This window comes from Solibacillus sp. FSL K6-1554 (assembly GCF_038005185.1).
Classification (GTDB): domain Bacteria; phylum Bacillota; class Bacilli; order Bacillales_A; family Planococcaceae; genus Solibacillus; species Solibacillus silvestris.
In genome coordinates, this window is record NZ_JBBOSS010000001.1 from 2,091,894 (window position 1) to 2,115,472 (window position 23,579).

Below are 23,579 nucleotides of genomic sequence, written 5' to 3' on the forward strand. Positions count from 1 at the left end.
ACCCTTATTCATTATGCGAACTTTTTCGTTTTTATACGAACATAGCGAATGAGTGCCGCGATAATTAATATCGCCGTTAATGCGATTGTACCGTACTGCATTGTCGAATTATCTGTTTTTACAGCAATACCGATTAGTGCCCAAACGATGACTAGTGGAAAGAAAATATCCTGCGAGATGGCAACGGCCAAATAACCGAGAATAACCGCAACTCCTACAAGTACGAGCGAACCAACCACCTCTGAAATCCCCAAATCGATACCATGGTATTTTAACACATAACTTACATTAGCAATTGTCGCTACGGATATCCAAGCTAAGTAAAATGAAAATGGAAAACGCTCTGAAAGACCTTTTTCAGTATTTTTATACTGCAGGTAAATCGCTATCAGTGTAAATAACAAAAAGAACATAACGATAATGGACAGTATAAACTGTTCATAATGCCAACTGAACAGCCAAGCAATATTAAATATACAGCTGATGATAAATAAAATACCCACTTTTCCTTTAAAACGATTGTCTTTCACTTTGCGGTATATAGTAATCAGCCATAAAACAAGCAATCCATAAATCAGCGACCAAATGGAAAACACATAGCCTGCCGGCGTAAATAATACTTCCAGACGATTTGTTATTTCAGACGCCGTTTGCCCGTTTAACGGCAGTGTATTTGACAGCACATTTACTACTATTACAGCGATCATGGCTATCCACATTGTAATATACAAGCCCATTTTTCATCATCCTTTTTTCTAGAATTAGGGAACTATACCCTTTTTTAAAAAAGAATAAGCGGTGAATAAGCTATTGTGTTTTTAATGTGAATTACGCATAGTTAACTGTTATAATTGTTTTTCAAATGCAAGCTTGATGCCAAATCCGATTAGTACAGCACCCGTCAACGTTTCGATTACAGATTGTGTAGCAGGTTTTTTCATGAAATTGCGAATTTTGTTTAATAAAAAAACATAGAGCGCAAACCAAATAAATGTTAAAACAATATAGATGATTCCCATCGTCAAAAATGGCCAAAACGGTTCTGCGCCTTTAGATAGGAATTGCGGTAAAAACGTCAGGAAAAATACTGCTACTTTAGGGTTTGTGATATTCGTAATGAGTCCCTGTTTAAAATACGAATTGCCTTTAGCTTCAATTTCCGGAATGTCCGTCAATTCCTCTGAAACAGCTTTTTTAGCACGCATGCTCATCAATGTTTTTATACCCAAATAGCATAAATAGGCTGCTCCTACGTATTTCAACACTGTAAATGCCACGGCAGATTTTACGATAATCGCCGATAGCCCTGCCACCGCTGCAATTGTATGGACCGTTAATCCTGCGCAAGAGCCGACCATTGTTTGAAATCCGCCCTTTTGTCCGTTAACGATTGTATTTTTCGTAACGATCGCTGTATCAGGACCCGGCAATACAATCAGAAGAACACACGCAATGATAAAGAACACAACATTCTCCATTTACTCACCTTCATTTTCTGAATTTTTAAATATGGTAACATGTTCATCTGAATGAAGCTAGGGGAATTTATAGTTTAATGGATTGCTTTTGTATCGTTAATTTTATGTATCCCGTTAAATTTTGTAATCAGTGACTTGTTTTATTAGAAGAGTTTTATGTTTATTAGAAAACTTCATCTGTTTATTAGCATTTTCAGAATCTTTATTTGAACATCTAAGTACGATATTAGAACAATTGGTCTTCTGTCAATATTTCGGACACGCGTTAAGAGACTTTTTTGCTACCGCCCTTCGGTTGCTCTGTTTTTCATCCCTCCATGCCCAGACCTGAGCATGGAGGGATGAAAACCCTGTAAGAGAACTTTATGAGGCATTTTGACAAACTGACTCCTGTTGATTTCTCTCAAATTGGTTTGGTGATAAATAACCGATTGTTGAATGACGTCGTCGTTCATTGTAAAAGTTTACGATATATGACTCCACGCTCTTTCGTGCTTCTTTTTTGGATTCGAAACGGTGACGATAGATCCATTCTTTTTTGATTGTGGCGTGGAAGGATTCAATACACGCATTGTCATAGGGATCTCCTTTACGACTCATGCTAATTTTAATCCCATGTTCTTTTAAAGTTCTTGTATAGCTTGTGGCACAATATTGTGCGCCTCGATCTGAATGATGAACTAATCCCTTCTCGGGTTTTCGAACTGCTAATGCATGCTTCAAGGCTTGATCTACTAATGTTTCTTCCATATGATCTGCGATGGCCCAGCCGACGATTTTACGAGAATATAAATCCATGATGGACGCAAGATACACCCACCCCTCCAGTGTTCGAATATAAGTTATATCTGCGACCCATACTTTATTTTTCTCTTTTACTTGAAATTGACGTTTGACTAGATTCGGATAAATAAATTGATGGTGATTGGAATCCGTTGTTCGTTGAACAGTTTTCGGGATTACGGCACTTAACCCAAGGTTTCGCATCATATTCGCAATTTTCTTTTGCGAACAGACATAACCTAAACTCGCTAAGTCTTGCGCAATGCGAGGGCTACCGTATGTACCAAAACTCCTCGCATACGATCGATGAATCTGATAGGCAATTTCTGTATCACGTACTTCTTTTTCCGATAAGGGCTGTATCTGTTTTTTACGCCAATCATAATAACCGCTTTTTGAAACCATCAATACTTTACACATCATCGCAATGCCAAAGTCGTTTTTATGCTTTTCAATGAATGCATAAATCACTCGGGGTTTTTCGCGAAGATGTGCATAGCCTTTTTTAGAATTTCATTCTCTTCTTCCAAATCACGTAACTTCTTATCAAACGCTGCCTGCAACTTATCTACTTCGCTAGAAGTAAAGTATCGTGTGACATCCTGATTTTTCGATTCACGATAATCTTTAATCCATTTATGGATCGTTGAAGACCCAATTTCAAACTTAAATGCCAGATCTGAAACTTTTGCGCCATCTTCTAAAACAGACTTTAAAATGTATTCTTTTGTTTGTGCGTCTAATCGCTTACGAGTTTGTTTTTCTTTCATCGGTTCCACGTCCTTTTTTAGATATCTTAATCTTAAAGTGTCTCTTAAGACGTGTCCATTTTTTATACTAACCTCACAATTGCTAAATATATTAGAAAACCGATAACTTATTAGAAAATGTCAAATCGATATTAGATGATTTATAATTTTATTAGAAAATCTGGATCAGCAATCAGTTCTCCGTTAACAACCTAATTTTCTCGGCAGCATTCCCGATAATGACATCCGCCTCAACTTTCCCCGAGTAGTCTATATACATGACCACCTGTTCTTTTACGAAGATGAATTCTTTGTTTTGGTCACTTTGGCGCATAAGTAATTGATCAAATCCGTCATGCTCTCTTTCCGTAAATAATTCTGCTTCATCATCAAACGTATGCTCAGTGATTAAGTCATCAACCAATGGTGCAACAAGGGAGTGAAAGCTTAACCGGTAAATTTCAGCCGAGATACCAGGGTTGTAACTGTTGTTCGGGTCAGACCATTGCCCTTTCTTTTCAATAAAATTTTCCTTCATTTTATATTGCACAGGAGCAACTATACTCCAGTTTTCCGAGTAACTGTTTCTCCAATCTTCTCCATCAATTATAAAAACATCACGTTCAAGATGTGAAGCATTTTCGATTGCTGCAAGCCTGACAAACGGCAGTGTTGTATCTTCTTTTGGTAATGTAACCGTACCTAAATGCAACAACTGGTAAAATGGAATGCAAACGGCAATTAATGATATAGCCAAAGTCATTACATAAGTTATTATGTTATTACGATAAAAATTCTCCCATGGTTTTGGCCGACCATCAGGACTCCCCTCTTTCAAATCGCGTTGTATGCGTGCAATACCTAGTAGCCCCATTCCCATGGAGAATAAGTAAAATATGTTTAATAAATAAAGAAACATCGTGCCAAACAAATTGCCTTCAATTAATGTTAATATTGGTGTATCGTCTGTAAACCAAAGGCTGCCTATAAGCCAAAAAAGAGCTGCCAAAGCGAATAATATAAAGATGAAACTTATCAATGTCTTCTTGAAAAGAGCATTTGCCACAGTTATTTGCTCTTCCCGATCTATCGGAGGTTCATTTGCTTTACGTTCAGTCGGTGCTGCAAATACGTGAAAATTGCGGTCACTCGCAATATAGTCCCAGCCGCTTTCTTCGTATAACCGAATTTTTTCACTCGATATATATTTGCTTTTTGCCAGTTCCAGCCGGTAATCCATTTGTTTGCGATCACCTTTCTTAAACTTTGCAAAATGAGTACCAATCTCATAAAAATGCAGCCCTTGCTCGGACATATCTGAAAACCAGCATTCATGTTCCTTGATACGCCAATACTGCCTTGGTCTTATTCTACGTACTATTTCTGCCATCGCTCTACCTCCTTGTAAGTCTTACCTAACAATAGAATAGAAGGGATTGTTTGTAAATAAAAAATAAGGACCTGGAATCTATTTCAGCACTCCCTGACGAAATAAAAAAATTAAAATTTTTCACAGCAAAAAGGCAACCCTACCCATGTAAGATTGCCTTTTACACCGCTTGGAACTAACTATCCGCAAGCAGCAATATTTTCTGAGCTGCATTCTCCACTAGAACATCAAGCTCTGCATATCCGTAATAACGTATATACATTACCACCTTATCTTTTGATGCAACTAATTGTTTCCATTCTTCATCCTCGCGAGTAATAAGGTGATCAAAGCCAGGGTGTTTCCTTTCTATGAAACTTTCCCTTTCATCTCCGTATGTATGCCACTCCATCAAGTCAGACAGCAATGGTTTAGCGAACGCCTGAAATGTTAAATTGTATATTTTAGTAGAAACGCTCGGTGAGTATGTACCACTTTTATCTAACCACATTTCATCCTTAATTATTCCACTTTCGTCGGTCTCAAACTGAACGGGTGCAAAGATACTCCAATTTGTTGAATAACGGTTTGCCCAATCGATTTCATCTGTATAATATTCATCCCGGATTAGCTGTGGATTTTGTTCGATATCGGCTAAACGAACAAACGGCAAGTTTTCATCATTCTTTGGAAGTGTATAGTTATCCATTTTTTTTAATTGGTAAAGTGGCATAATTAAGCCGCTTACGAGAATAATCCCTATAAAGACAACCGAAAATACACCATTTTTTCGCAAACTTTTTTTCCAAGGGGCATGATGGTTGATGGCTTTGCCTTCATTTAAACTTTTTTTCAATTCTTTAATCGCCAATAAAGCTCTTATGGCGTAAAAAACATAGTGAATATAGACGAGAGTAAGGATACTTTGCTGTACGACATATCCTTCAACTAAACGTAATACAGGTGCTCCATCCAAAAACCACATTGCCAAAAGCATACCTAGAATCAGGGCCACTACAAGAGAAATCCATACTAAATTAAATACGAGTTTTTTACTTAGCCGCTGTAACGTAAATGCCTGTTCTGCAGAATCTGTATGGATTTCGGGTGCATTGTTTTCAGTTGGTGAAGAGAAAACATGAAACCATTGATGGCTTGTGACATACTTCCAGCCGTTTTCCTCGTACAGATCAATTTGCATTGGTAATTAATTTCCTATCTGTCACTTCAATCCGGTATTCAATTCGCTTCGGGTCACCTTTTTTAAAATGGGCTAAATTTGTTCCCATTTTATGAAGGTGGAGCCCCTGTAACGACATATCCGAAAACCAGCTTTCGTGTTCTCCAATTCGCCAGTAGTTGGTTGGTCGGATTTTGCGCACCATTTTAGTCATCGTTTCCCTCCTCTAATATACTGCTGTCGAAAATCAGAGATTTTAGACGAGCATATTCTATTCTTAATGCATGCTCGCCTTCTTTCGTAATTTCATATATTTTTCGCCGCCCATCGTCTTTTGCCAAAGCGATTAATCCGTCTTTTTGCATTCGTGATAGGACACCATATAACGTTCCGGGCCCCATTGTTAAACGGCCTTTTGATACTTCTGTAATGGACTGCATTAATTGATAGCCATGATTTGGACGCATTAACGCCAATAATACGTAGTACATTGCTTCAGTCATTGGCCCGCCATTATAAGACATATTCATTCCTCCAACTATTATGTCATGCGATATATCGTCTGACATAATAGTAAACGACAGGGAATAATTTGTAAACTTGTTATTAAAAGAAAACGAAAAACCACTCCAACATGTTGGAGTGGTCAGCACTAAGCATTCTTAAAACATCTTATTCAAGTTTGCCATTTCAATAGCGGACATTGCGCTGTCGTAGCCTTTATTACCCGCTTTTGTACCAGCGCGTTCAATCGCCTGTTCGATATTTTCTGTTGTGACAATACCGAAAATTACCGGAACCCCTGTATCCAAGCCTGCTTTGGCAATTCCTTTTGCTGCTTCGTTACATACATAGTCGTAATGTGTAGTTGATCCGCGAATGACCGTACCTAAACCGATTACTGCATCATAATTATTTGTTTCAGCCATTTTTTTTGCAACAAACGGTACTTCAAAAGCACCTGGCACCCATGCTGTATCAATGTTTGCTTCGTCAACACCGTGACGTTTTAAACCATCCAGTGCACCGCTTAATAACTTATCATTAATAAATTCATTGAATCGCCCAACGACAATTCCGATTTTCAAATCTGTTCCGACTAATTGTGCTTCAAATGTTTTTCCCATTTTAATTGCTCCTTTTTATACCGATACGGTAGTTAATTTTATATATTGAACTAAGTCTTCGATTGTAATAAATTTCAGTTTATGTTTTTGTGCTAGCTTTTCGAGCTGCGGCATGCGGGCCATTGAACCATCTTCGTTCATAATTTCACAGATGACCGCGACTTCATTTGAACCGCAAAGCTTTGCCAGGTCAACGCCTGCTTCCGTATGCCCTCTACGTTCCAACACGCCCCCCTGTTTTGCAATGAGGGGGAATACATGGCCCGGACGATGAAAATGCTCCGGTTTTGTTGCTGGATCCAGCAATGCTAACATCGTTTTAGAACGTTCAAATGCACTTATACCTGTCGTTGTATGGATATGATCGATACTAATCGTAAAAGCCGTTTGATATGTATCGGTATTGCTTTGCACCATTGGATGAAGGGAAAGCTTTTCTGCAATTGCAGATGAAATTGGTGTACAAATTAACCCTCTTCCATAAAGCGCCATAAAATTAATATTTTCCGGTGTAGCGAATTCTCCTAACACAAGAAAATCCCCTTCATTTTCACGGTTCTCGTCATCTGACACAATAATAATCTCACCGTTTTTCAATGCCTGAATTGCTTCTTCAATCGTATTCATATATCACCACTCCTTTAAAATCCAGTACGTTGCAAAAAGTCCATTGTAATCGTACTTCCCGTTTGATTTTGTAAATGTTTTTTTACATATTTTCCGATTAGATCTGTTTCAATGTTCACAACATCTCCTGGCTTTTTATAGCCTAGTACAGTCTGCTCATACGTATGAGGGATTAAGGAAATGGTAATGAATGTGTCTGTCACCTCAAAAATCGTTAAACTCGTACCGTCTACAGTAATCGAGCCTTTCTTGATGCATTCTGCAATCAAATGCTTTTCCATTGCCAGATCAATATAAACTGCATTGGCGACCGGTCTTTTCCGTTGAATTGTCGCAATCCCATCCACGTGGCCCGATACAATATGTCCGCCAAAACGACCATTCGCCGACATTGCCCGTTCCAAATTGACAGGCATACCTGCTGCTAATTGCTGGAGGCTGGTTGCTTTGACGGTTTCCGGCATAACATCCGCCAAAAATACGGTTGGCGAGAAATGCTTTACAGTCAAACAGACACCGTTAACGGCAATACTGTCCCCGAGTTGGACATCCTCTAAAATTTTGCTTGCGCGAATGGCTAGTTCCATCGCTTGTGTGGACTGGCTGATCGTTTCAACCGTTCCAAGTTCTTCAATGATTCCTGTAAACATCCTGCTCACCTCTTTTTAATAATAAAAAAGAACCCCGATTGAAGTCGGAGTTCGATGAGAGGAAAATTGAGCATCATCAAATAAGCTTTTTGAAGATAATTTTCAAAAAACTGCTGACATTGCTTCCTTCTCCCATCCAGACTATAACTGTCGGCTTTGGACTTGCACCAAATCCTGCACACAAAAGTGGCTCACGGGCTTAGAGATTACTCATCACCGTCGATTGGGAATTTCACCCGACCCCGAAGGAAATTATTTTTCATTGGAAATAAAAAAATCCCGTCACAAGGCGCGACAGGAAAAGTGTATAGCAAAAAACCACATTAAAAATCAAAAAATTTTAAAAATGTGTTGCCATTCCTTCTCCCATCCAGACTATAACTGTCGGCTTTGGATTTGCACCAAAATCCTGCACACAAAAAAGTGGCTCACGGGCTTAGAGATTAACTCATCACCGTCGATTGGGAATTTCACCCGACCCCGAAGGAAATTATTTTATTTGAAAGTTATTGTAACATAAATAAATTAAAAAGCTAATAGTATTTTAGCACTTACTTACTTTTTGTTCCCTCAATCTTTTTACATCTACCCCTCTATCAAATTAATATTTTGAAACTTTACTAATGGTAATATGTAGAATAATATACATAATATAACAGAAAATAGAAAGGAGTTATTGCAAGCTGATTTTAATTGTTTCTCATTGCTTGGTTGCTTTTTTTAAGTTTTAATTCGAATAAAATATAGTGTCGGATAATCTTCAGTAATATAAAAAACAAATACCTTTTTAACGATAATGGAGGCTTTTATGGCGAATAATTCACAGTCGAATAAATATCTTATCTTTCTAGAACTACTGTTTTATGCAGCTTTACCCTATGCAATATGGAAGTTTGGCCGAGAGCCTTTTGGTGACTATGCTGCGATGCTGCTGTCCACTGTTCCCGGGATAATTTATACTGTTTACCGCTTTGCTAAGGATCGGCAGTTTAATGTGACGGGCTTGTTTATTTTAGGCTCGATGCTTATAGGTACTACGTTAGATTTATTGTCAGGTTCAGCGGAGCAAATGATTTGGAATAATGTTTATTTAGGTCTTTTTTACACATTTCTCTATGTAATTTTATTTATTATAAAAAAGCCTTTTCCTTTGTATGTTGCAATTGATTTTGCATATTTGCAAGGCTATGCACGAAAGGACAGTAAAGCTTTGTTCTTTCAAAAAGGGATTTTCGGATGGTTTCAGCTGATCCAGATTGTTTTCATTATTCGAGGACTTGTTATGGCAGGAATTACGGTCTTTTTGCTACGGAAATACGGAATTGACAGTTATGGGGATATGCTGATTTATAAACGTGTAGCAAGTTGGGTATTTTCCGGAATTGTCATGGGGATGTTCTTTTACATCAACGTAATTGTTCAAAAATATACGAATCGTTTACAGGAAAAGAAGGATGAAAAGCTGCCAGAACTTGACATTGTGGCGGATTAATTTTTTTCGAAAGGGTGATGGAGATGACAAACATTAAAGAATGTCCAAAATGTGGCGGTACGGAATTAGGTAGAGGAAAACATAGCGGGTACAGTGTTATGTCACCTGTTAATAAATTAAGTTTAGGATGCAATATCGAGTACATTATTTGTACCGATTGCGGGTTTATTATTGAAGGCTATGTCGTAAAACCCGGGAAATTTAAAGGGACTTTTTAACGAGAATATAATCAAGGTGCGAAATGTTACATTATCGGCATTTCGCATTTTTTTTGATTACTTTTATTAGAAGAAATTTATTTATATTAGCACTTCTGCAGGTGAAATTAGAAAAGTTGGCGTGCTTATTAGCTAATCAGGAACTGATATTAGCATATCCAGCTCCATTATTAGAAAATCCGCAACTTATTAGAAAATATGCGGTTTTATTAGCACAGTTTATTTTTTATTAGAAAAGCCCTCACTCCATAAAAAAACTTGCTTAAAAAGCAGCTACACTTTTTTCGCAAGTTAATCTTTCATTTCACTATTAATTTAGACGTTCGTCAATGAGTGCTTCCATATCACTCGCAATCGTTTCATATGGAACACCATCTTCGCCAGTGCCATAGCCTGAATAGTTTTTCACGGCGATTCCTTTTTCATCCACTAGGAAAAATGTATCGGCATGGATAACTTGATCGTTCCCTTCAATCGACTGGACAGGTGTTTTAAATGAGTTTCTGCCAAACTGCTCAATAAATTTTTGATCGTATCCTGTCAGCATATGCCATTTTGATTCATCTACTGGTGTATGGCGCGATAAATATTCTGTCAAACGCGCCGGTGTGTCGTAGTCCGGATCAACGGAAAACGCGACAATTTTATAATCTTCCAGCCCTTTTTTCTCGAGATGATCCTGGACACGGGTCATATTCATTGTCATTGGCGAGCAAATTGTTGTACAGCTTGTGAAGATGAACATTGCAAGCCATGGTTCCCCTTTTAGGCTGTCCCGTGTCACTTCATTGTTACGGTGATCGGTCATCGTAAACTCGCTAATTTCAAAGTTGGTCGTCGGTTTAAACTGATAATTGCTGCATGCTGTAAGTACAGTTGCTGCCAAGAGCATAAGTGCGAATACTATGTTTTTCGTTTTCATTTCTCTCTCTCCACTCTTTGAACATTACTCTCATCTTACCCAATATTTAGTATATTCTCAATAGTTATTGGAAGAAAGGACGTGTGTCAACATTGTGAAGAGTTTCTCACGCTCTATCTGCAGGATGATGCAATGATACGAGTGCTGTATGAATCGCTTCAAGTTTTGTTTCTATCCGATACAGTAAATAAAAAGATATAAAGATCGGAAACGTTACTTCCTGAAGAATGGCAATCCACTGGTCCATTATAATCCCTCCATTTTTATTTAAAGAAGCCGGCAAAGTATCACACTTCGCCGGCCTTGCTATTAGCTGATCAGTTCAATTGCTGTTACATTACGCTCAACAATACGCGCAGATTTTTTTACATTGAACAAAAATCCGTCTTTCGAAAATACCGCCTGATCAATAATTGTTTGCATCGCTGCATTCACTTCTGCCTCCGTTAAATTCGGCTTAGGATCATTAATATTGATCGTCATTGTGCTTCCTGCAATGTTGGCAAATGTTAATTGTAAAACTTGTGCCATAAGCTCACCTCCTTTTCTTTACACTTGATTAAGCTGTAATCGTTTCTTTCTGCGTTTTCACAGATTCGATATAATCGTAATCTGTTAAGCCGACGATTGTTGTCCCAACTGTGTACAGCTGCTGGGCTGTTGCGTTTCTTTCCAAGTTACGGAATGTGGAACTTTTAATCATTGGCTCATTAAATTCATCAAGCCCTGTCTGATAATAAACTGTCAACGTCGCAGATAAAAATCCAAATTCATTCATGTTTCTCACCTCCTTGCCCTATATATGTCATGATTTACAGAAAAAAGGGACAATGACGATGAAAAAAATTACAAAAACTTATATAATAGACAATAATGAGGTTTATCACCAATAGATTAGTAGAAGAAATTTCGTAGACAATATTAAGTAATGAGGTGAACATTGTGGGCTTAGATGGCTGGTTTTTATGGTTTATTTTATTTTGGGTTGTAGTATTGATTTCGCTTATGGGGATTGGCGGCTTTTTTATGTTCCGCAAGTTTTTGAAGGCCCTGCCGAAACAGGATGGTAAATCGGATTTAGATTGGCAAAACATATACTTAGATAAAACGATTCATCTATGGGGTGAAGATGAAAAACAATTACTTACCGAGCTTGTCAGTCCTGTACCAGAGTTATTCCGGCAAGTTGCCAAAGAAAAGATTGCCGGTAAAATCGGTGAAATCGCCCTGAATGAACGTGCCACAAAAATCGACTTGGACTTAATTATTCGTGGCTATATTATCGCTTCGCCAAAGCGCGACCATAAGTTTTTACGTAAAAAGCTCGATGAAATGAGAATTGATACGACAAATTATGATCATTTATTTGAGACGTAAAACGAAAAAGACTGTCTTTAAAAGTATAAAACTTTTAGAGACAGTCTTTTTTATGCGATAATATGCGATTTTTCAAGCTTCTTATATTTAATAAGCATACCGATTCGCCACGGCAAAATCATAGAGAAAGCCAAGATAAAGAACATACCGGCCAGTTCACCGACATCAAATGTATCGGCAAATATTAATTTCAAAATAATACGTAGTACAAGTAATCCCACTAATATGAATGGAAATGCTTTAGATTGCTTCATATAAATTGCGCCGTCTCGCACTTCAAACTTCGACGTTAAGATTAATACAGATGAAAATAACAAGCCTAGTGCGGCCGCTTCTACTATTTGAATTGGCGCTACACGAAATTCCTCAAAAATAAACATCAGTGCACCTGTTGACATCGCAAAAGGCGGGATGAGTATTTTTTTTGTGGATACCGGCTTTTTTTGTGCACGTAGTCTTATGAACATTACGAATGAGCCCATTAAGACTGCCATAATCGTCGAACCAATTAATAAATAGTGAGAAGGTATACTGTCAAACATCATATTCCTCCTCTTGCATGAACGCGTGTAAAGATCTGGTATATACGAATCATGCACCCTTTTTCCCTTATATTACTTCCCTTAGTATAGCACGGTCTTATTAAGCAGGGAACTGTCAGAATCCTTTAAAACCATCGAAAATCGGCAAGAGAAGATTAATAATATACGTCAATCCGTCAAAGAACAATAAAATTCCGACCGCAATCATAATATAGCCGCCAACTACTATGATTTTTTGGCTATGTGTGCGAATCCAGTTCATTCGTGAAATGAAGAATGACAATGTAAAGAATGGGATAGCAAAACCTAAGTAGTATGCTAGCATATACCACATTGCCGAGTCAGGATTCGTTCCACCAAGGGTAATTATCGCTGCCAGTATTGGTCCTGTACAAGGAGTCCATCCCGCTGCAAAAGCAAGACCGATCAGCACCGAACCTAAATATCCGGATGGTCGGTTTTTAAACTGGAACTTGCGGTCTTTCATTAAAAAGTCAATTTGCAGCAGACCGACAATCATTAAACCGAATGCGACAATTAAAATGGCTCCAATTTGACGCAGTAAGTCCTGGTATTGAAAAAAGAAATCTTTCGCTAACGATGTTCCAAATCCGATGGCGATAAATATAATCGAAAATCCAAGCAAGAAAAATAAAGTATGTAAAATTGCGCGTTTTTGCATCATCCCTTTTTCGGCTTTCAGCTCATCGAGTGTCATACCGGTTATGTAGGACAAAAATGCAGGATAGAGCGGTAGCGTACATGGTGAAATAAAACTTAAAAACCCGGCACCAAACGCTAAAAGGATATTTAAATCTGTATTCATGCTGCTTCATTCTCCTTAACATTGATACCTTCATCGTACCAAATTTCCCCATACATTACTTGCTTTTTTAAATGAAAATTTTTTGACAGCATTTTGTGGTTGATTTGAAAGGTAAATGTGCGAAAGTGCCGCGCTAATGTTTGAAAAATAAATGCTCTGTCTGCATGATTGGACTGACACTTTAGCACATTTGAGAAAAGAAGGGCGTGTTTTATTATCGAATCATATCAATAATAAAAAGACTGGAATAAATGACCGAGGTAAACAGGACCACAATTGAAATCGTAATAAATTGGAACCTAAGCGACCAGCGCCATACACATTCCTTAGGATAGCTTTTTTTCCATCGAAGAGCTGCCTTAAAGTTAATAAACCAGCAATGCAATGTGATAAAAATGGAAGGAATGGTATACAATGCGATCAACAACAAAGATTGTTGGAATACGTTTGTCGTATATTTTCCGTAATGAATCATGAAGTATGGGAGTACAAACCAGAATACGGATGTAAATACTAATACGACAGCTGCCAAAATATGCAACCATAAATATTCACTGTGTGTTTGCCTGTAATGTTTTAATGCTGCCTGCATGATAAATCACCTACTTTTTTCACTTACTATTCCCGCTTTTTGTCGAAAATGAAACCGGAAAAATATAGTAAACAGAAAAATTCTGCCTATATCTCTTAAGATGAAGGCAGAATTTTTTAAAAAGATGAAGATAATTCGAAAATTTCTCTGTTGGACCGTAAATTCCATTCTGGTTCGAAGCGTTTCACAATTGCATTTTTCAGTTTATTCATTGCTTTTTCATTTTCCATTGGATATATTGCAAAATGCACATCGCTCATCGGCAAAAGCTGTGTTATCTTTGCGTTTACATGGCAATGTGTAGACGTTCCATCCCGATAGCAACCTTTTGCATATATGCTGCCAATATGCTGATTAAAACGCTCTTTAAAAGTTCTTGCGCAAACACCACAAAATTTCAGTTCATTGTTTGCAACAATCGTATAAATACCTCGCTGTTTCAATAAATTCTCATCTCCACTAACAACAAAGCGCGAGTAGATCAGGTCACCGTAATTATTTAAAAACTGTCTGTAAATAGGGTTGCCTTCCTCTTTAAGAGATTTTAATGCAGCCCCTGCTGGCATATCCAATAAATATTTCTGTTTGTTTACACAGTCTTTTAAATGCTCGTATTTCTTTTGTTTCGTAAGCTCGCCCAACGTTTTTTTATCAAAACTCTCAAATAAGTCGGAAATGCCCTGTTCTAGTACAATTATCTCTACTTTAGTGAACTCTATTTTTTCTTCATTTATTTGGATAAACATTCATATTCCCCTTTCTACGAATCCCCTTTTAACATAAAATTTCGATAGAAAAGATTAAAACCCTCTTTATTTTTCAAATTCTGTATTAGTACACAATTAAACATTTCTTGCTTGCAAAAAAAAAGCGATTCGCTCTATTGAACGAAACGCTTTACTATTAAAAATTTTCTTTATCAAATACTTCCAAATCAATAATGCGTGCCCCTTGTTTTAAGATGGCGGCTTCTAGCTCGTCCACTGTCGATTGTTTCGCGCCTTTTGCCAGAGTAATAACTACACGACGTAAATAGGTCGTGTCATCATCAAGCGAGAACACACAATGCAGAGGCCACACCTTTTTGACCGCCGTCAAAACTCTTATTAAAATTCCGTCCGTGTCCGGCAAAGCAATTGTAATGGCACAGCTACCTGTTCGGTATCCCCACGCCTCTTCCAATAGCTCAAATACTTTAGAATGAGGTAAAATGCCCGCAAAGTTCCCTTTCGTATCAACAACCGCCAAATAAGGCAACTGTTTAATCGAATGGAATACTTCAAAAAATGAACTGTTTTCGTGGACGAATGCATCTGCTTCTTCAGTCAGTGCTTTTACCGGAGCTTTCATATCGCCTTCCTTTAATTTATATTCGAGCACTTCGATTTTATAAATATTTCCGACGAATTTTTCACCTGCTTCATCCAATACCGGGATGCATCTGTAGCCATTATCATTTAACTGACCGAGCACGTCTTTAATCGGGTCCGTCTCTTTTACATAGCTTACATCTTTTTTCTTTACATACCTTTGTTTAACTAACATGGCATTACCTCCTTGATATACTACTCTTATTTTAATGGTAGTGATTCAAATACGAAAGTAATTTTTAGAATATTTCGTATTTCCTATTTGTAAATTTCATAATAAATATACGCATAGGCTAAATCCAGGCATTTTTGATAGCTAGTTAAACTATTTTCTTTATTATTTACTGAGGCAAAATAGATGGCCTCCAGTACACTGCTGTTTTTCGGATAATATTCACGGATTTTATAGAAAACCTTTGCACATAGTGCATCGGTACAGTTTTCAGACAGCTGAATAATATAGCCGATTGTCGATTCATCAAGGCGTGTACTCGTGATGATGACATCTTTCATCACTCTCATCATTTCTTCATTGATTAAATGAATAATGTCATTCAACTTCTCTTTTTCTGTCGCCACCACTTTACAATCAACTAGAACGAGCGTATACCCCTCATCTTTCACTGAGTTCAATAGATATGCACCCGTGAGATGAAACTGCTGTAATGGCGATATAAAGCTTTTATCCAGTTCAAAATCGTTTGTCGTGGACGTTTTAATATATTTTTCCATATAACGTTTATCGGTTTCAATTTTACGGTAAAAACGTGACTGATACTGCTCCATCTTTTTTAAGAGGATTTCTTCGTTAATCAGCTTGTAGGAACGGGTAATATATTTATAGCATTCCTGTACTAAGTCCTTATGGCTATTCGCTTTCATGCAAAGCAGGAGTACTTTATGCATTACTTCAATTGCACATTCATATCGGCCATTTTCAAATAGAATTTTCCCTCTCAGGACACGGACATGGAGATCGATTCGGGAAAACTTTTCAAATGGATACTCTTTAAAATAATCATTGAATAACTTTTCCGCATAATCTACTTTTCCAAGCTGCAATGACATTTCAATATGTGTTATAAAACGGACAAGCAAAAACCGATCATCTTCCGGTCTCCCCATCTTTAAAAAGACAGCAGGTATTTTGCTGATTCCCCAAAAAATTTCTTTCGGTAATTCGTCCATTTGGGTTGCATAATAATTATTCATCGCAAGTGACAGCAATGCATAATTTTCATCTTCCAATGCCAGGCTGCTCGCAAGTCTATAATATTTTTTCGCCTGAACAAATTCAATGCTGAAATAATAACAGTGCCCAATAATTATATAAAGTTGAGCTAAGCACTCCTTAAGATTTTCTTTAAAATGCTCTTCCTGATCCAACAACAGCTGTAAAATCTTCAGATTGCTATTAGCTAAAACAAAAGGTTCACTGTCAAAACGTAGAAAGTCACTCACCTTTTCAACGTTCCCCTCTTCTAGTAATGATGTGAACATTGCTCTATATGCCTCATAATGTGCATCCAATGATGTAAATGTTTGTGATCGATAATGGTCAAGCTGCAATGTCTTAAGTTGCTCCCCCATCGTTATATACACCTCCTATTTTTCCAAAGATAATGGCTCGTACAGTTCTCTTTTAATTATTGAAAATTGGTCCATAAAACGAATGACTTTCTGTTTAAAATCATTATATATTGCTGCATTCTCTTCTAAATACTGGCGCAGATTTTTTATTATGATTGTTTCGATTTGGACGAGTTTTTTTGGATAATGTTCGTATTCATAGAAGCGATCATTAAATAATTGCTTTGAGCTGTTTTCAAATTTCATATATAAATCATATTGTTCTTTTGATAATGATTCGAGTACATCACGCAAAAGATCCAAAAATAAATTGACTGTCATTACCGAAGCCATTAAAGCATTCGTATAAGATCCAACCGTTGTTTTTTTCAGTCGTTTTAATTTCGAACTGACAAGGATCTCATTCAACATAAAATTTCGCAACAAAAAAATGAGGGCATACTCGGAATTGATGACCGGCTCTTCCTCAAAATAAAAGTAAATCCAAACATCACTTACACTGTCTTTAGCAAAAGATAAGTGTGTAAAGTCATGGCGGATTAAATGGTAAAAGTATTCAAAATGTTCAAGCTGTTTAAATTGTTCCAACTGTTGTTCAGTTAATATAAATAACGAATTCGATGTATCAAAATCCTTCATCTCCACACCTCATTTACAACCTTTACTACCATTATAATAGTTATTTGTTAAATTTTGTTGTATTTTGTAAAATAAAAAGACATACCCGAAAGAAAGTGACTTTCGGGTATGTCTAATCTAATTAATATGAATTAATATGCTAGGCCAAATAACGCTTTAATATGAGTCATATAGCGGATATTTGAAGCTTCTTTCATTAATGAAGCTGGTAAACCTACTAATTGAGTGTTGTTTGCTCCAACTGTAGCAATACCGTCTTTACGACCTAAAGAACCTAAAGTACCTGAGTTAGTAAATTTGAATTCTTTTAAGTCAGCACCTTTAATTTGTGCAAAAATGTTGTAACCAGCAGTTTCACCTTGCTGCCACGCTACTTGAGCAGTTGGCGCATAAGTTGGGCGGTCACCTGGGTTTGGAATATGTGCTGATGCATCACCAATAACAAATACTTCAGGATGTGAAGTAGATTGTAAGAAGTCATTGATTGTTGCTTTACCGCGATCTGCAGCTAAACCTGATTCAGCTACTAATGGAAGCGGAGCAACTCCACCTGTCCATACTAATGTGTTTGCAACGATTGGCTCACGGTCTTTTAATTGAATGACATTGCCTTCAACACCAGTAACAGGTGTTGATGTAATGAATTCTACACCGCGCTTAGATAATGACTTAGTTGCACGATCGATTAAGTTTTCCGGGAATACTGGCAAGATTTTTGGACCTGCTTCAACTAATTTGATTTTAAGGTCTTCAAATTTAACACCATATTTCGCAGCAACTTTAGGGAAGTGGTCTACGATTTCACCAACAAGCTCAACGCCTGTTAAACCGCCACCGCCGATAACGATTGTAGCATCTGCTTCGTCTTTTGTTGTTGCATATGCTTTAATGCGTGCTTCAATATGCTCGCGAATTGCATTTGCTTCATCTACTGATTTCAATACGAAAGAGTTTTCCTCTAAACCTGGGATTCCGAAGAAACCAGTTTGGCTACCTAGAGCAACAACTAATGTATCGTATTGTAATGTTTTGCCGTTTGAAAGTACTACATTTTTGCTTTCAACGTCAAAGCTGTTTACTTTTGCGATTTCCAAGTTGATGTCATAACCTTTGAAAATCTTTTCAAGTGGCAATGCTACAGCACCTTCAGCAATTGTACCTCCAGCTAAACGGTGTAATTCAGTAATGATTTGATGTGTAGGGAATTGGTTTACAACTGTAATACGCGCTTCGTCTTTATTTAAATATTTACGAGCTGTTTGTGCTGCTAATACACCAGCAAATCCAGCACCTAAAATAACGATTTCTTTAGTTACCATATTAAAAATCCTCCAATAAAATTAGATTATACAAATTATTTCATTTGTTTACGTTCAGATGCTACTTGTAAAAATGCATTAGCAAAACGTAATGCCCCTTGAACTTGTGGGTCTTTTAACATTTTTAATAAGCCGAATACACCTACTGTTTCATTGCTGACTTCAGCACGGTCTTTCGCTTCAATCGCTGTTTGTGCCAATGATTTTGCAGTACCAACAACTGGGCTAGCCATTTCTGTTACAGCCGCAACTGTATCATTTTTTAATGTTTCGTCTGTTGCAACACTAGTCGCAAAATCATAAGTTTTTGTTAATAATGTAGTCATCTCTGCCAATTTTGGTAAGTTATCTACTAAAGTAGTTAATGAAGCTTGTACCTCTGGCTTTAGTAACTGATCTAATACATCTAATTGCTCTTGTGTAACAGCCACTTTTTCTACCTGCTGATTATTCATTTCTGACATAATAACTCTCCTTTGCCATCACTTAATATTATTTTTTCGAAAATTTCATACCCAATTGTAAAAACTTTCACATACCATTCAATAAGCAACGATAGCACAAAGATTCGTTTGTTACAATTAGAAAACGGAAATAAACGACCGAAAAACTTAATTCAAGAATATTCTGTAATTTTATTATTTAAAAAAATTTTGTTTTTATGTATTTAGCGTATTTTTGTGTATTTTATAATAAAAATTTCCCTTCACTATTTTTAATATTTGAATTATTTGAATAGTTGTTTCTTATCATTATTAAAGGTTAATTAGGTATTTATATGATAGAAAACAAAATTCTTTACAAGTAAAAAATGATTCACCCCCCTCCCCAACTCCCCTCCATAATATTTTTCTAAAAAAATTTCTCTTTAAACGGTTGATTTGTCTCAATAGGAACCTCCACGTTGCTATGAAACGAAAAAGTGCGTACTTTTTTTAATTTTTAAATGGATCCATACTAAAAAAGCAACGGAATACTTATTCAATTGGAGGATCAATAAATGATTACTAGTTTACAGGATACAATCAAATTAAATAATGAGGTAGAAATGCCGGCAATGGGCCTTGGAGTCTTTCAGGTAGAAAACGATACAACGGCTGAAATCGTTAAAAATGCGATTGAGCTAGGTTACCGCAGCATTGATACAGCCGCTATTTACGGCAACGAAGCGGGTGTTGGAGAGGGTATACAATTAGCACTGGCTTCGACCGGCTTAAATAGAGAGGACTTATTCATCACATCTAAAGTTTGGAATGCCGGTTTAAATTATGAGGAAACTATTTCAGCTTACGAAGAAAGCCTGGAAAAATTAGGGCTGGATTATTTGGATCTCTATTTAATTCATTGGCCGGGTAATGATAAATTTGCCGAATCTTGGACCGCTTTAGAGGATCTATATCAGGAAGGCAAAATCAGAGCAATCGGGGTTTGCAATTTCAATATCTCGCATCTGCAGGATTTATTGAAAACTGCTCGTGTAACACCAGTCATTAATCAAGTAGAGTTTCACCCGCGTTTACAACAACGATCATTACGTGAATTTTGTAAAGAACACAATATTCAGTTGGAAGCTTGGGCTCCATTAATGCAAGGGGGTCTACTCGAAGATACGACAATTGCAAAAATTGCCGAAAAATATGGAAAATCAAATTCACAAGTTATTTTACGTTGGGATATTCAAAATGAAGTAATCACGATTCCTAAATCAGTTCGTAAAGAGCGGATGGCGCAAAATGCCGACATTTTTGACTTTAGTCTTACTGATGAAGAAATGCAGATCATCAATGCGATGAATTTAGATAAACGTGTCGGTCCAGATCCGGAAGTTTTTGATTTCTAATTTTAAACTGAATATTTGAAAATTGCAGAGACGAAAAGCCTCAAAATAACTTGAGGCTTTCATTTTTTCATTAAGACAGCTTTTGCACTGCAATATCATCATCTCGTTGCATTAGTAGAACTTCTTCACCATTCTCTATTAATTTTTCAATATGATTCTCGCCCCACGTGCAAAGTAAGTTAAGCACCGGCTCCATCTCGTGTCCATATGGGGTTAAAGAATATTCAACTTTCGGTGGTACTTGGTTAAACACCTTACGATTAATTAAACCGCATTTTTCCAGTTCGCGTAATTGGGACGTCAGCATTTTTTGTGAAATGCCGGGAATTAATCGGCGAAATTCATTTGTCCGGATTTGACCATGGTGATTGAGGTGACAAAGAATGACAGGTTTCCATTTACCTCCAATAACTTCAAGTGTTGCTTCTACACCGATATTATAAACTTTTTTCAATTTGAAACCCCCATTATTATCAAAAGTAACTAAAAGTACTGTACACGCTTTTATAGTATGTATGAATAATACTATAACCTATAAAATAAATCAAAGGAGTTCTTTTTAATATGTCTACATCAAAAACACCAAACGCCAGATTAACACTTCTTGCGTTAGCAATCAGTTCGTTTGGTATTGGTTCCACAGAATTTATTAGCGTTGGATTGCTCCCGCTCATCACAAATGAGTTTGGTATTACTTTAAGTACTGCAGGATTAACAGTATCAATCTATGCATTAGGCGTTACAATCGGAGCACCAATTTTAACGGTTTTAACATCCCGGCTTGACCGTAAAAAGGTGCTGTTGCTCGTAATGGTACTTTTTATCGTCGGTAATTTATGGGTAGCGATAGCACCAACATTTACTTTACTATTGATTGGACGCATTATTTCTGCTTTTGCTCATGGTGTATTTATGTCGATTGCGGCGGTTATTGCGGCTGACGTTGTGGCACCTAACAAACGGGCAAGTGCCATCGCTTTTATGTTTACAGGATTAACTTTGGCAACTGTCAGTGGAGTACCTTTAGGAACATTCATTGGCCAAGTAACGGATTGGCGGCTATCATTCATCTTTATCGTCGTTATTGGCATAATTGGGCTGATCAGCAATGCGTTCCTTGTGCCAAATAATTTAACAAAAAGTAAGCCGATTTCATTAAGTGATATCGGAAAAGTATTAAGCAATTTCCGTATGCTATTAATTTTATTTATTACAGCAATGGGTTACGGAGGCGTATTTGTTGTTTACACATATGTGACCCCTATTCTTGAAAATCAAATGGGCTATTCCCCTCATGCAATTGTCGTAATATTGGTTGTATATGGTATATGTGTCGCAATAGGAAATACAATCGGTGGCCATTTTGCAAACACTAAACCATTGCGTGCGATATTTATTTTCTTTATTGGACTGGCGTTAACGTTACTTGGTGTATATTTCACATTTGACTCTAAAGTTATGGGACTCATAATGGTGTTAGCAATGGGGCTTTTTATGTTTATGAATGTGCCGGGCTTACAACTGTATGCCGTTCAGCTATCCGAAAAATATGTGCCGGCAGCCACTGCGATGGCTTCCGCTTTAAATATTTCAGCATTCAATATCGGGATCTTCCTCGGTTCATATATCGGCGGTTTAATTGTTCATTATCAATCACTGGACAATACGCCCCTATACGGATTTTTAATGGTTATCATTGCAGCAAGTATTACGTTAGTTTGGATGATTGTTGAAAATAAACAAAACATTTGGAAGGCAAATAAATTCACACCAATATCCAAACCCTAATATATTAATTAAAAATGATAGAAACCTCTCCAACATTATTGTAGGAGATGGTTTCTATTTTTGTTTATACTCTATTACGGAAAATATTCTAAATAGAACGCTAACCCGATAAGTTTTTAAGTAATTTCCTGAAAATACTTCGGTACATGATGTTCTCGTTCTTCAGAATTTCTTCACAATTTAAATCATCAATAGTCCGTTTTATTTGCTATGCTTAGATTGAAGGAGCGTTATTTAATGAAAAAGATTATATTTTTATTTATTTTTGCCTTAATTGGCTTTCAAGTTTTTACGAATGAACAAGTTAATGCTCCTGACTTACCTCAGCAGCTTTCACTTGCATCGTATTCCGTTTCAGACGGGGATCTTGTCCTTGTCAACCGGGATGTTGCATTACAGGAGGAACCTGACAATTTAGCCACTATTCCTTATGATATTGCTGATAATGTGATCGTCAATTCAGAGTATTTTCTTGAAGAACAGGCTATTGAACCACTTGACCAATTATTCCATGCTGCAGCGGATGCTGGAATCGAGCACTTTATTATTAATAGTGCCTATCGCAGCAGAACACTTCAGAAACAGCTTTTCGATCAATATGGTGCTGATTACTCGCTGCCTGCCGGCTATAGTGAACATCAGACAGGCTTATCGATTGATATTGGTTCGACTGTCGGCAAAATGGAAAATGCGGCAGAAGGTAAATGGATGGAACAACATGCAGCGGAATTCGGCTACATCCTGCGCTATCCTAAAGATAAAGTCGATATTACCGGAATTGAGTATGAACCTTGGCATTTCCGTTACATAGGCTTGCCCCATAGCATAAAAATGCAACAGCACGCTTTCGCTTTTGAGGAATATATCGCTTATCTTAAAGAGAAGCAATTTTATAAAATGAAAGTAAATGATACAACTTATTTCGTACAATATACGGATAACAAGACATCTGTTAACACACCTGAATCAAAGAATATCAAGGTATCTGGTGATAATGTGAGCGGGTATATTATTACTTCCGTATTGGAGGAAAAATAATCGGTGTCAAGTATTTACTTGAGATAAATAAAAAAATCGACCAATTGCAGATTGGTCGATTTT

Annotated in this window: 31 protein-coding genes and 2 riboswitches; of the genes, 6 read left to right on the forward strand and 25 right to left on the reverse strand. The window is 37.0% G+C overall.

Going from position 1 to position 23,579, the window contains the following annotated elements; genetic code table 11:
- Positions 1-11 precede the first annotated feature (11 nt).
- The 11 genes from MHB58_RS10195 to ribE form a co-directional block, all read right to left on the reverse strand.
- Positions 12-737, reverse strand: a complete 726-nt coding sequence (locus MHB58_RS10195) for a TspO/MBR family protein (protein WP_340735147.1) — start codon at positions 735-737, stop codon at positions 12-14.
- A gap of 108 nt (positions 738-845) precedes the next feature.
- Positions 846-1,478 (reverse strand): LysE family translocator, encoded by a 633-nt coding sequence (locus tag MHB58_RS10200; protein ID WP_340735148.1) that lies wholly within the window; start codon positions 1,476-1,478, stop codon positions 846-848.
- Positions 1,479-1,841: 363 nt separating this feature from the next.
- On the reverse strand, positions 1,842-2,732 hold the full coding sequence (locus tag MHB58_RS10205; protein WP_081483418.1) for an IS3 family transposase: 891 nt from the start codon (positions 2,730-2,732) through the stop codon (positions 1,842-1,844).
- Positions 2,729-3,031, reverse strand: coding sequence for a transposase (locus MHB58_RS10210; protein WP_014822792.1), 303 nt, complete (start codon positions 3,029-3,031; stop codon positions 2,729-2,731). The genes MHB58_RS10205 and MHB58_RS10210 overlap by 4 nt, the downstream gene beginning before the upstream one ends.
- Before the next feature lie 172 nt (positions 3,032-3,203).
- On the reverse strand, positions 3,204-4,400 hold the full coding sequence (locus MHB58_RS10215; RefSeq protein ID WP_014823753.1) for a DUF2812 domain-containing protein: 1,197 nt from the start codon (positions 4,398-4,400) through the stop codon (positions 3,204-3,206).
- Between the two features lie 175 nt (positions 4,401-4,575).
- Positions 4,576-5,580 (reverse strand): DUF2812 domain-containing protein, encoded by a 1,005-nt coding sequence (locus MHB58_RS10220; RefSeq protein ID WP_014823752.1) that lies wholly within the window; start codon positions 5,578-5,580, stop codon positions 4,576-4,578.
- Positions 5,570-5,773: a DUF2812 domain-containing protein gene (locus MHB58_RS10225; RefSeq protein ID WP_014823751.1), complete on the reverse strand. Its 204-nt coding sequence runs from the start codon at positions 5,771-5,773 to the stop codon at positions 5,570-5,572. The genes MHB58_RS10220 and MHB58_RS10225 overlap by 11 nt, the downstream gene beginning before the upstream one ends.
- Positions 5,766-6,083: a PadR family transcriptional regulator gene (locus MHB58_RS10230; RefSeq protein ID WP_065215880.1), complete on the reverse strand. Its 318-nt coding sequence runs from the start codon at positions 6,081-6,083 to the stop codon at positions 5,766-5,768. Before MHB58_RS10230 ends, MHB58_RS10225 begins: the two co-directional genes overlap by 8 nt.
- A 138-nt stretch (positions 6,084-6,221) precedes the next feature.
- On the reverse strand, positions 6,222-6,686 hold the full coding sequence (ribH, locus tag MHB58_RS10235) for a 6,7-dimethyl-8-ribityllumazine synthase (protein WP_008403743.1): 465 nt from the start codon (positions 6,684-6,686) through the stop codon (positions 6,222-6,224).
- A gap of 15 nt (positions 6,687-6,701) precedes the next feature.
- A complete protein-coding gene (gene ribB / locus MHB58_RS10240) occupies positions 6,702-7,313 on the reverse strand; it encodes a 3,4-dihydroxy-2-butanone-4-phosphate synthase (protein WP_065215879.1) in 612 nt (203 codons plus the stop codon).
- 14 nt (positions 7,314-7,327) lie between these two features.
- Positions 7,328-7,963, reverse strand: a complete 636-nt coding sequence (gene ribE, locus MHB58_RS10245; protein ID WP_014823748.1) for a riboflavin synthase — start codon at positions 7,961-7,963, stop codon at positions 7,328-7,330.
- 120 nt (positions 7,964-8,083) lie between these two features.
- Positions 8,084-8,217: riboswitch (FMN riboswitch) on the reverse strand.
- A 100-nt stretch (positions 8,218-8,317) separates the two neighbouring features.
- Positions 8,318-8,455: riboswitch (FMN riboswitch) on the reverse strand.
- Between the two features lie 316 nt (positions 8,456-8,771).
- On the opposite strand from ribE, the gene MHB58_RS10250 reads away from it, so the two are divergent.
- The gene (locus MHB58_RS10250) at positions 8,772-9,455 is read left to right on the forward strand and encodes a VC0807 family protein (RefSeq protein ID WP_014823747.1); all 684 of its coding nucleotides are present in this window, start codon (positions 8,772-8,774) and stop codon (positions 9,453-9,455) included.
- A gap of 23 nt (positions 9,456-9,478) precedes the next feature.
- Complete coding sequence (locus tag MHB58_RS10255) at positions 9,479-9,673, forward strand: hypothetical protein (RefSeq protein WP_014823746.1); 195 nt, start codon at positions 9,479-9,481, stop codon at positions 9,671-9,673.
- 310 nt (positions 9,674-9,983) lie between these two features.
- Here the strand turns inward: MHB58_RS10255 and MHB58_RS10260 are convergent, their stop codons facing one another.
- The 4 genes from MHB58_RS10260 to MHB58_RS10275 all read right to left on the reverse strand — a co-directional run bounded on the left by MHB58_RS10260 (position 9,984) and on the right by MHB58_RS10275 (position 11,373).
- Positions 9,984-10,595: an SCO family protein gene (locus MHB58_RS10260; protein WP_014823745.1), complete on the reverse strand. Its 612-nt coding sequence runs from the start codon at positions 10,593-10,595 to the stop codon at positions 9,984-9,986.
- Between the two features lie 106 nt (positions 10,596-10,701).
- Positions 10,702-10,842, reverse strand: coding sequence for a YvrJ family protein (locus MHB58_RS10265; protein ID WP_008403759.1), 141 nt, complete (start codon positions 10,840-10,842; stop codon positions 10,702-10,704).
- A gap of 62 nt (positions 10,843-10,904) precedes the next feature.
- Entirely contained in the window at positions 10,905-11,126 is a 222-nt protein-coding gene (locus tag MHB58_RS10270; protein WP_014823744.1) for a DUF2922 domain-containing protein, read from the reverse strand.
- A gap of 28 nt (positions 11,127-11,154) precedes the next feature.
- Positions 11,155-11,373 carry a DUF1659 domain-containing protein gene (locus tag MHB58_RS10275; protein WP_008403764.1) on the reverse strand — a complete coding sequence of 73 codons (219 nt, stop codon included), beginning with the start codon at positions 11,371-11,373 and terminating at the stop codon, positions 11,155-11,157.
- Positions 11,374-11,537: 164 nt separating this feature from the next.
- Here MHB58_RS10275 and MHB58_RS10280 point away from each other — a divergent pair, with 164 nt between their 5' ends.
- Positions 11,538-11,972 carry a DUF2621 domain-containing protein gene (locus tag MHB58_RS10280; protein ID WP_008403766.1) on the forward strand — a complete coding sequence of 145 codons (435 nt, stop codon included), beginning with the start codon at positions 11,538-11,540 and terminating at the stop codon, positions 11,970-11,972.
- 50 nt (positions 11,973-12,022) lie between these two features.
- Here the strand turns inward: MHB58_RS10280 and MHB58_RS10285 are convergent, their stop codons facing one another.
- From MHB58_RS10285 to MHB58_RS10325, 9 genes are all read right to left on the reverse strand, one after another.
- On the reverse strand, positions 12,023-12,514 hold the full coding sequence (locus MHB58_RS10285; RefSeq protein ID WP_014823743.1) for a CcdC family protein: 492 nt from the start codon (positions 12,512-12,514) through the stop codon (positions 12,023-12,025).
- A 115-nt stretch (positions 12,515-12,629) separates the two neighbouring features.
- Complete coding sequence (locus MHB58_RS10290; RefSeq protein ID WP_008403768.1) at positions 12,630-13,340, reverse strand: cytochrome c biogenesis CcdA family protein; 711 nt, start codon at positions 13,338-13,340, stop codon at positions 12,630-12,632.
- A gap of 214 nt (positions 13,341-13,554) precedes the next feature.
- Positions 13,555-13,932, reverse strand: coding sequence for a hypothetical protein (locus tag MHB58_RS10295; RefSeq protein WP_008403769.1), 378 nt, complete (start codon positions 13,930-13,932; stop codon positions 13,555-13,557).
- A 116-nt stretch (positions 13,933-14,048) separates the two neighbouring features.
- Positions 14,049-14,678 carry a hypothetical protein gene (locus tag MHB58_RS10300; RefSeq protein WP_340735149.1) on the reverse strand — a complete coding sequence of 210 codons (630 nt, stop codon included), beginning with the start codon at positions 14,676-14,678 and terminating at the stop codon, positions 14,049-14,051.
- A 157-nt stretch (positions 14,679-14,835) separates the two neighbouring features.
- Positions 14,836-15,477, reverse strand: coding sequence for a cyclic di-AMP binding protein CbpA (gene cbpA, locus MHB58_RS10305; protein ID WP_008403771.1), 642 nt, complete (start codon positions 15,475-15,477; stop codon positions 14,836-14,838).
- An 83-nt stretch (positions 15,478-15,560) separates the two neighbouring features.
- Positions 15,561-16,892 (reverse strand): dehydrogenase, encoded by a 1,332-nt coding sequence (locus tag MHB58_RS10310; RefSeq protein ID WP_340735150.1) that lies wholly within the window; start codon positions 16,890-16,892, stop codon positions 15,561-15,563.
- Positions 16,893-16,907: 15 nt separating this feature from the next.
- A complete protein-coding gene (locus tag MHB58_RS10315; protein WP_340735151.1) occupies positions 16,908-17,531 on the reverse strand; it encodes a serine protease in 624 nt (207 codons plus the stop codon).
- 131 nt (positions 17,532-17,662) lie between these two features.
- Entirely contained in the window at positions 17,663-18,850 is a 1,188-nt protein-coding gene (locus tag MHB58_RS10320; protein WP_065215870.1) for an NAD(P)/FAD-dependent oxidoreductase, read from the reverse strand.
- A gap of 35 nt (positions 18,851-18,885) precedes the next feature.
- Positions 18,886-19,314, reverse strand: a complete 429-nt coding sequence (locus MHB58_RS10325) for a DUF1641 domain-containing protein (RefSeq protein ID WP_014823738.1) — start codon at positions 19,312-19,314, stop codon at positions 18,886-18,888.
- A 539-nt stretch (positions 19,315-19,853) separates the two neighbouring features.
- Here MHB58_RS10325 and MHB58_RS10330 point away from each other — a divergent pair.
- Entirely contained in the window at positions 19,854-20,690 is an 837-nt protein-coding gene (locus MHB58_RS10330; RefSeq protein ID WP_445683158.1) for an aldo/keto reductase, read from the forward strand.
- 70 nt (positions 20,691-20,760) lie between these two features.
- On the opposite strand, the gene MHB58_RS10335 is transcribed toward MHB58_RS10330, so the two are convergent.
- The gene (locus MHB58_RS10335) at positions 20,761-21,144 is read right to left on the reverse strand and encodes a winged helix-turn-helix transcriptional regulator (protein WP_340735153.1); all 384 of its coding nucleotides are present in this window, start codon (positions 21,142-21,144) and stop codon (positions 20,761-20,763) included.
- 110 nt (positions 21,145-21,254) lie between these two features.
- Here MHB58_RS10335 and MHB58_RS10340 point away from each other — a divergent pair, with 110 nt between their 5' ends.
- Together MHB58_RS10340 and MHB58_RS10345 are read left to right on the forward strand one after the other, a co-directional pair.
- Positions 21,255-22,478, forward strand: a complete 1,224-nt coding sequence (locus MHB58_RS10340; protein ID WP_340735154.1) for an MFS transporter — start codon at positions 21,255-21,257, stop codon at positions 22,476-22,478.
- Between the two features lie 237 nt (positions 22,479-22,715).
- Positions 22,716-23,516 (forward strand): M15 family metallopeptidase, encoded by an 801-nt coding sequence (locus MHB58_RS10345; protein ID WP_340735155.1) that lies wholly within the window; start codon positions 22,716-22,718, stop codon positions 23,514-23,516.
- Positions 23,517-23,579: the final 63 nt, after the last annotated feature.

Coding starts and splice junctions, on each gene's coding strand:
- MHB58_RS10195 (WP_340735147.1), bottom strand. CDS start 737: ATGGGCTTGTATATTACAATGTGGATAGCCATGATCGCTGTAATAGTA.
- MHB58_RS10200 (WP_340735148.1), bottom strand. CDS start 1,478: ATGGAGAATGTTGTGTTCTTTATCATTGCGTGTGTTCTTCTGATTGTA.
- MHB58_RS10210 (WP_014822792.1), bottom strand. CDS start 3,031: ATGAAAGAAAAACAAACTCGTAAGCGATTAGACGCACAAACAAAAGAA.
- MHB58_RS10215 (WP_014823753.1), bottom strand. CDS start 4,400: ATGGCAGAAATAGTACGTAGAATAAGACCAAGGCAGTATTGGCGTATC.
- MHB58_RS10220 (WP_014823752.1), bottom strand. CDS start 5,580: ATGCAAATTGATCTGTACGAGGAAAACGGCTGGAAGTATGTCACAAGC.
- MHB58_RS10225 (WP_014823751.1), bottom strand. CDS start 5,773: ATGACTAAAATGGTGCGCAAAATCCGACCAACCAACTACTGGCGAATT.
- MHB58_RS10230 (WP_065215880.1), bottom strand. CDS start 6,083: ATGTCTTATAATGGCGGGCCAATGACTGAAGCAATGTACTACGTATTA.
- ribH (WP_008403743.1), bottom strand. CDS start 6,686: ATGGGAAAAACATTTGAAGCACAATTAGTCGGAACAGATTTGAAAATC.
- ribB (WP_065215879.1), bottom strand. CDS start 7,313: ATGAATACGATTGAAGAAGCAATTCAGGCATTGAAAAACGGTGAGATT.
- ribE (WP_014823748.1), bottom strand. CDS start 7,963: ATGTTTACAGGAATCATTGAAGAACTTGGAACGGTTGAAACGATCAGC.
- MHB58_RS10250 (WP_014823747.1), top strand. CDS start 8,772: ATGGCGAATAATTCACAGTCGAATAAATATCTTATCTTTCTAGAACTA.
- MHB58_RS10255 (WP_014823746.1), top strand. CDS start 9,479: ATGACAAACATTAAAGAATGTCCAAAATGTGGCGGTACGGAATTAGGT.
- MHB58_RS10260 (WP_014823745.1), bottom strand. CDS start 10,595: ATGAAAACGAAAAACATAGTATTCGCACTTATGCTCTTGGCAGCAACT.
- MHB58_RS10265 (WP_008403759.1), bottom strand. CDS start 10,842: ATGGACCAGTGGATTGCCATTCTTCAGGAAGTAACGTTTCCGATCTTT.
- MHB58_RS10270 (WP_014823744.1), bottom strand. CDS start 11,126: ATGGCACAAGTTTTACAATTAACATTTGCCAACATTGCAGGAAGCACA.
- MHB58_RS10275 (WP_008403764.1), bottom strand. CDS start 11,373: ATGAATGAATTTGGATTTTTATCTGCGACGTTGACAGTTTATTATCAG.
- MHB58_RS10285 (WP_014823743.1), bottom strand. CDS start 12,514: ATGTTTGACAGTATACCTTCTCACTATTTATTAATTGGTTCGACGATT.
- MHB58_RS10290 (WP_008403768.1), bottom strand. CDS start 13,340: ATGAATACAGATTTAAATATCCTTTTAGCGTTTGGTGCCGGGTTTTTA.
- MHB58_RS10295 (WP_008403769.1), bottom strand. CDS start 13,932: ATGCAGGCAGCATTAAAACATTACAGGCAAACACACAGTGAATATTTA.
- MHB58_RS10300 (WP_340735149.1), bottom strand. CDS start 14,678: ATGTTTATCCAAATAAATGAAGAAAAAATAGAGTTCACTAAAGTAGAG.
- cbpA (WP_008403771.1), bottom strand. CDS start 15,477: ATGTTAGTTAAACAAAGGTATGTAAAGAAAAAAGATGTAAGCTATGTA.
- MHB58_RS10310 (WP_340735150.1), bottom strand. CDS start 16,892: ATGGGGGAGCAACTTAAGACATTGCAGCTTGACCATTATCGATCACAA.
- MHB58_RS10315 (WP_340735151.1), bottom strand. CDS start 17,531: ATGAAGGATTTTGATACATCGAATTCGTTATTTATATTAACTGAACAA.
- MHB58_RS10320 (WP_065215870.1), bottom strand. CDS start 18,850: ATGGTAACTAAAGAAATCGTTATTTTAGGTGCTGGATTTGCTGGTGTA.
- MHB58_RS10325 (WP_014823738.1), bottom strand. CDS start 19,314: ATGTCAGAAATGAATAATCAGCAGGTAGAAAAAGTGGCTGTTACACAA.
- MHB58_RS10340 (WP_340735154.1), top strand. CDS start 21,255: ATGTCTACATCAAAAACACCAAACGCCAGATTAACACTTCTTGCGTTA.
- MHB58_RS10345 (WP_340735155.1), top strand. CDS start 22,716: ATGAAAAAGATTATATTTTTATTTATTTTTGCCTTAATTGGCTTTCAA.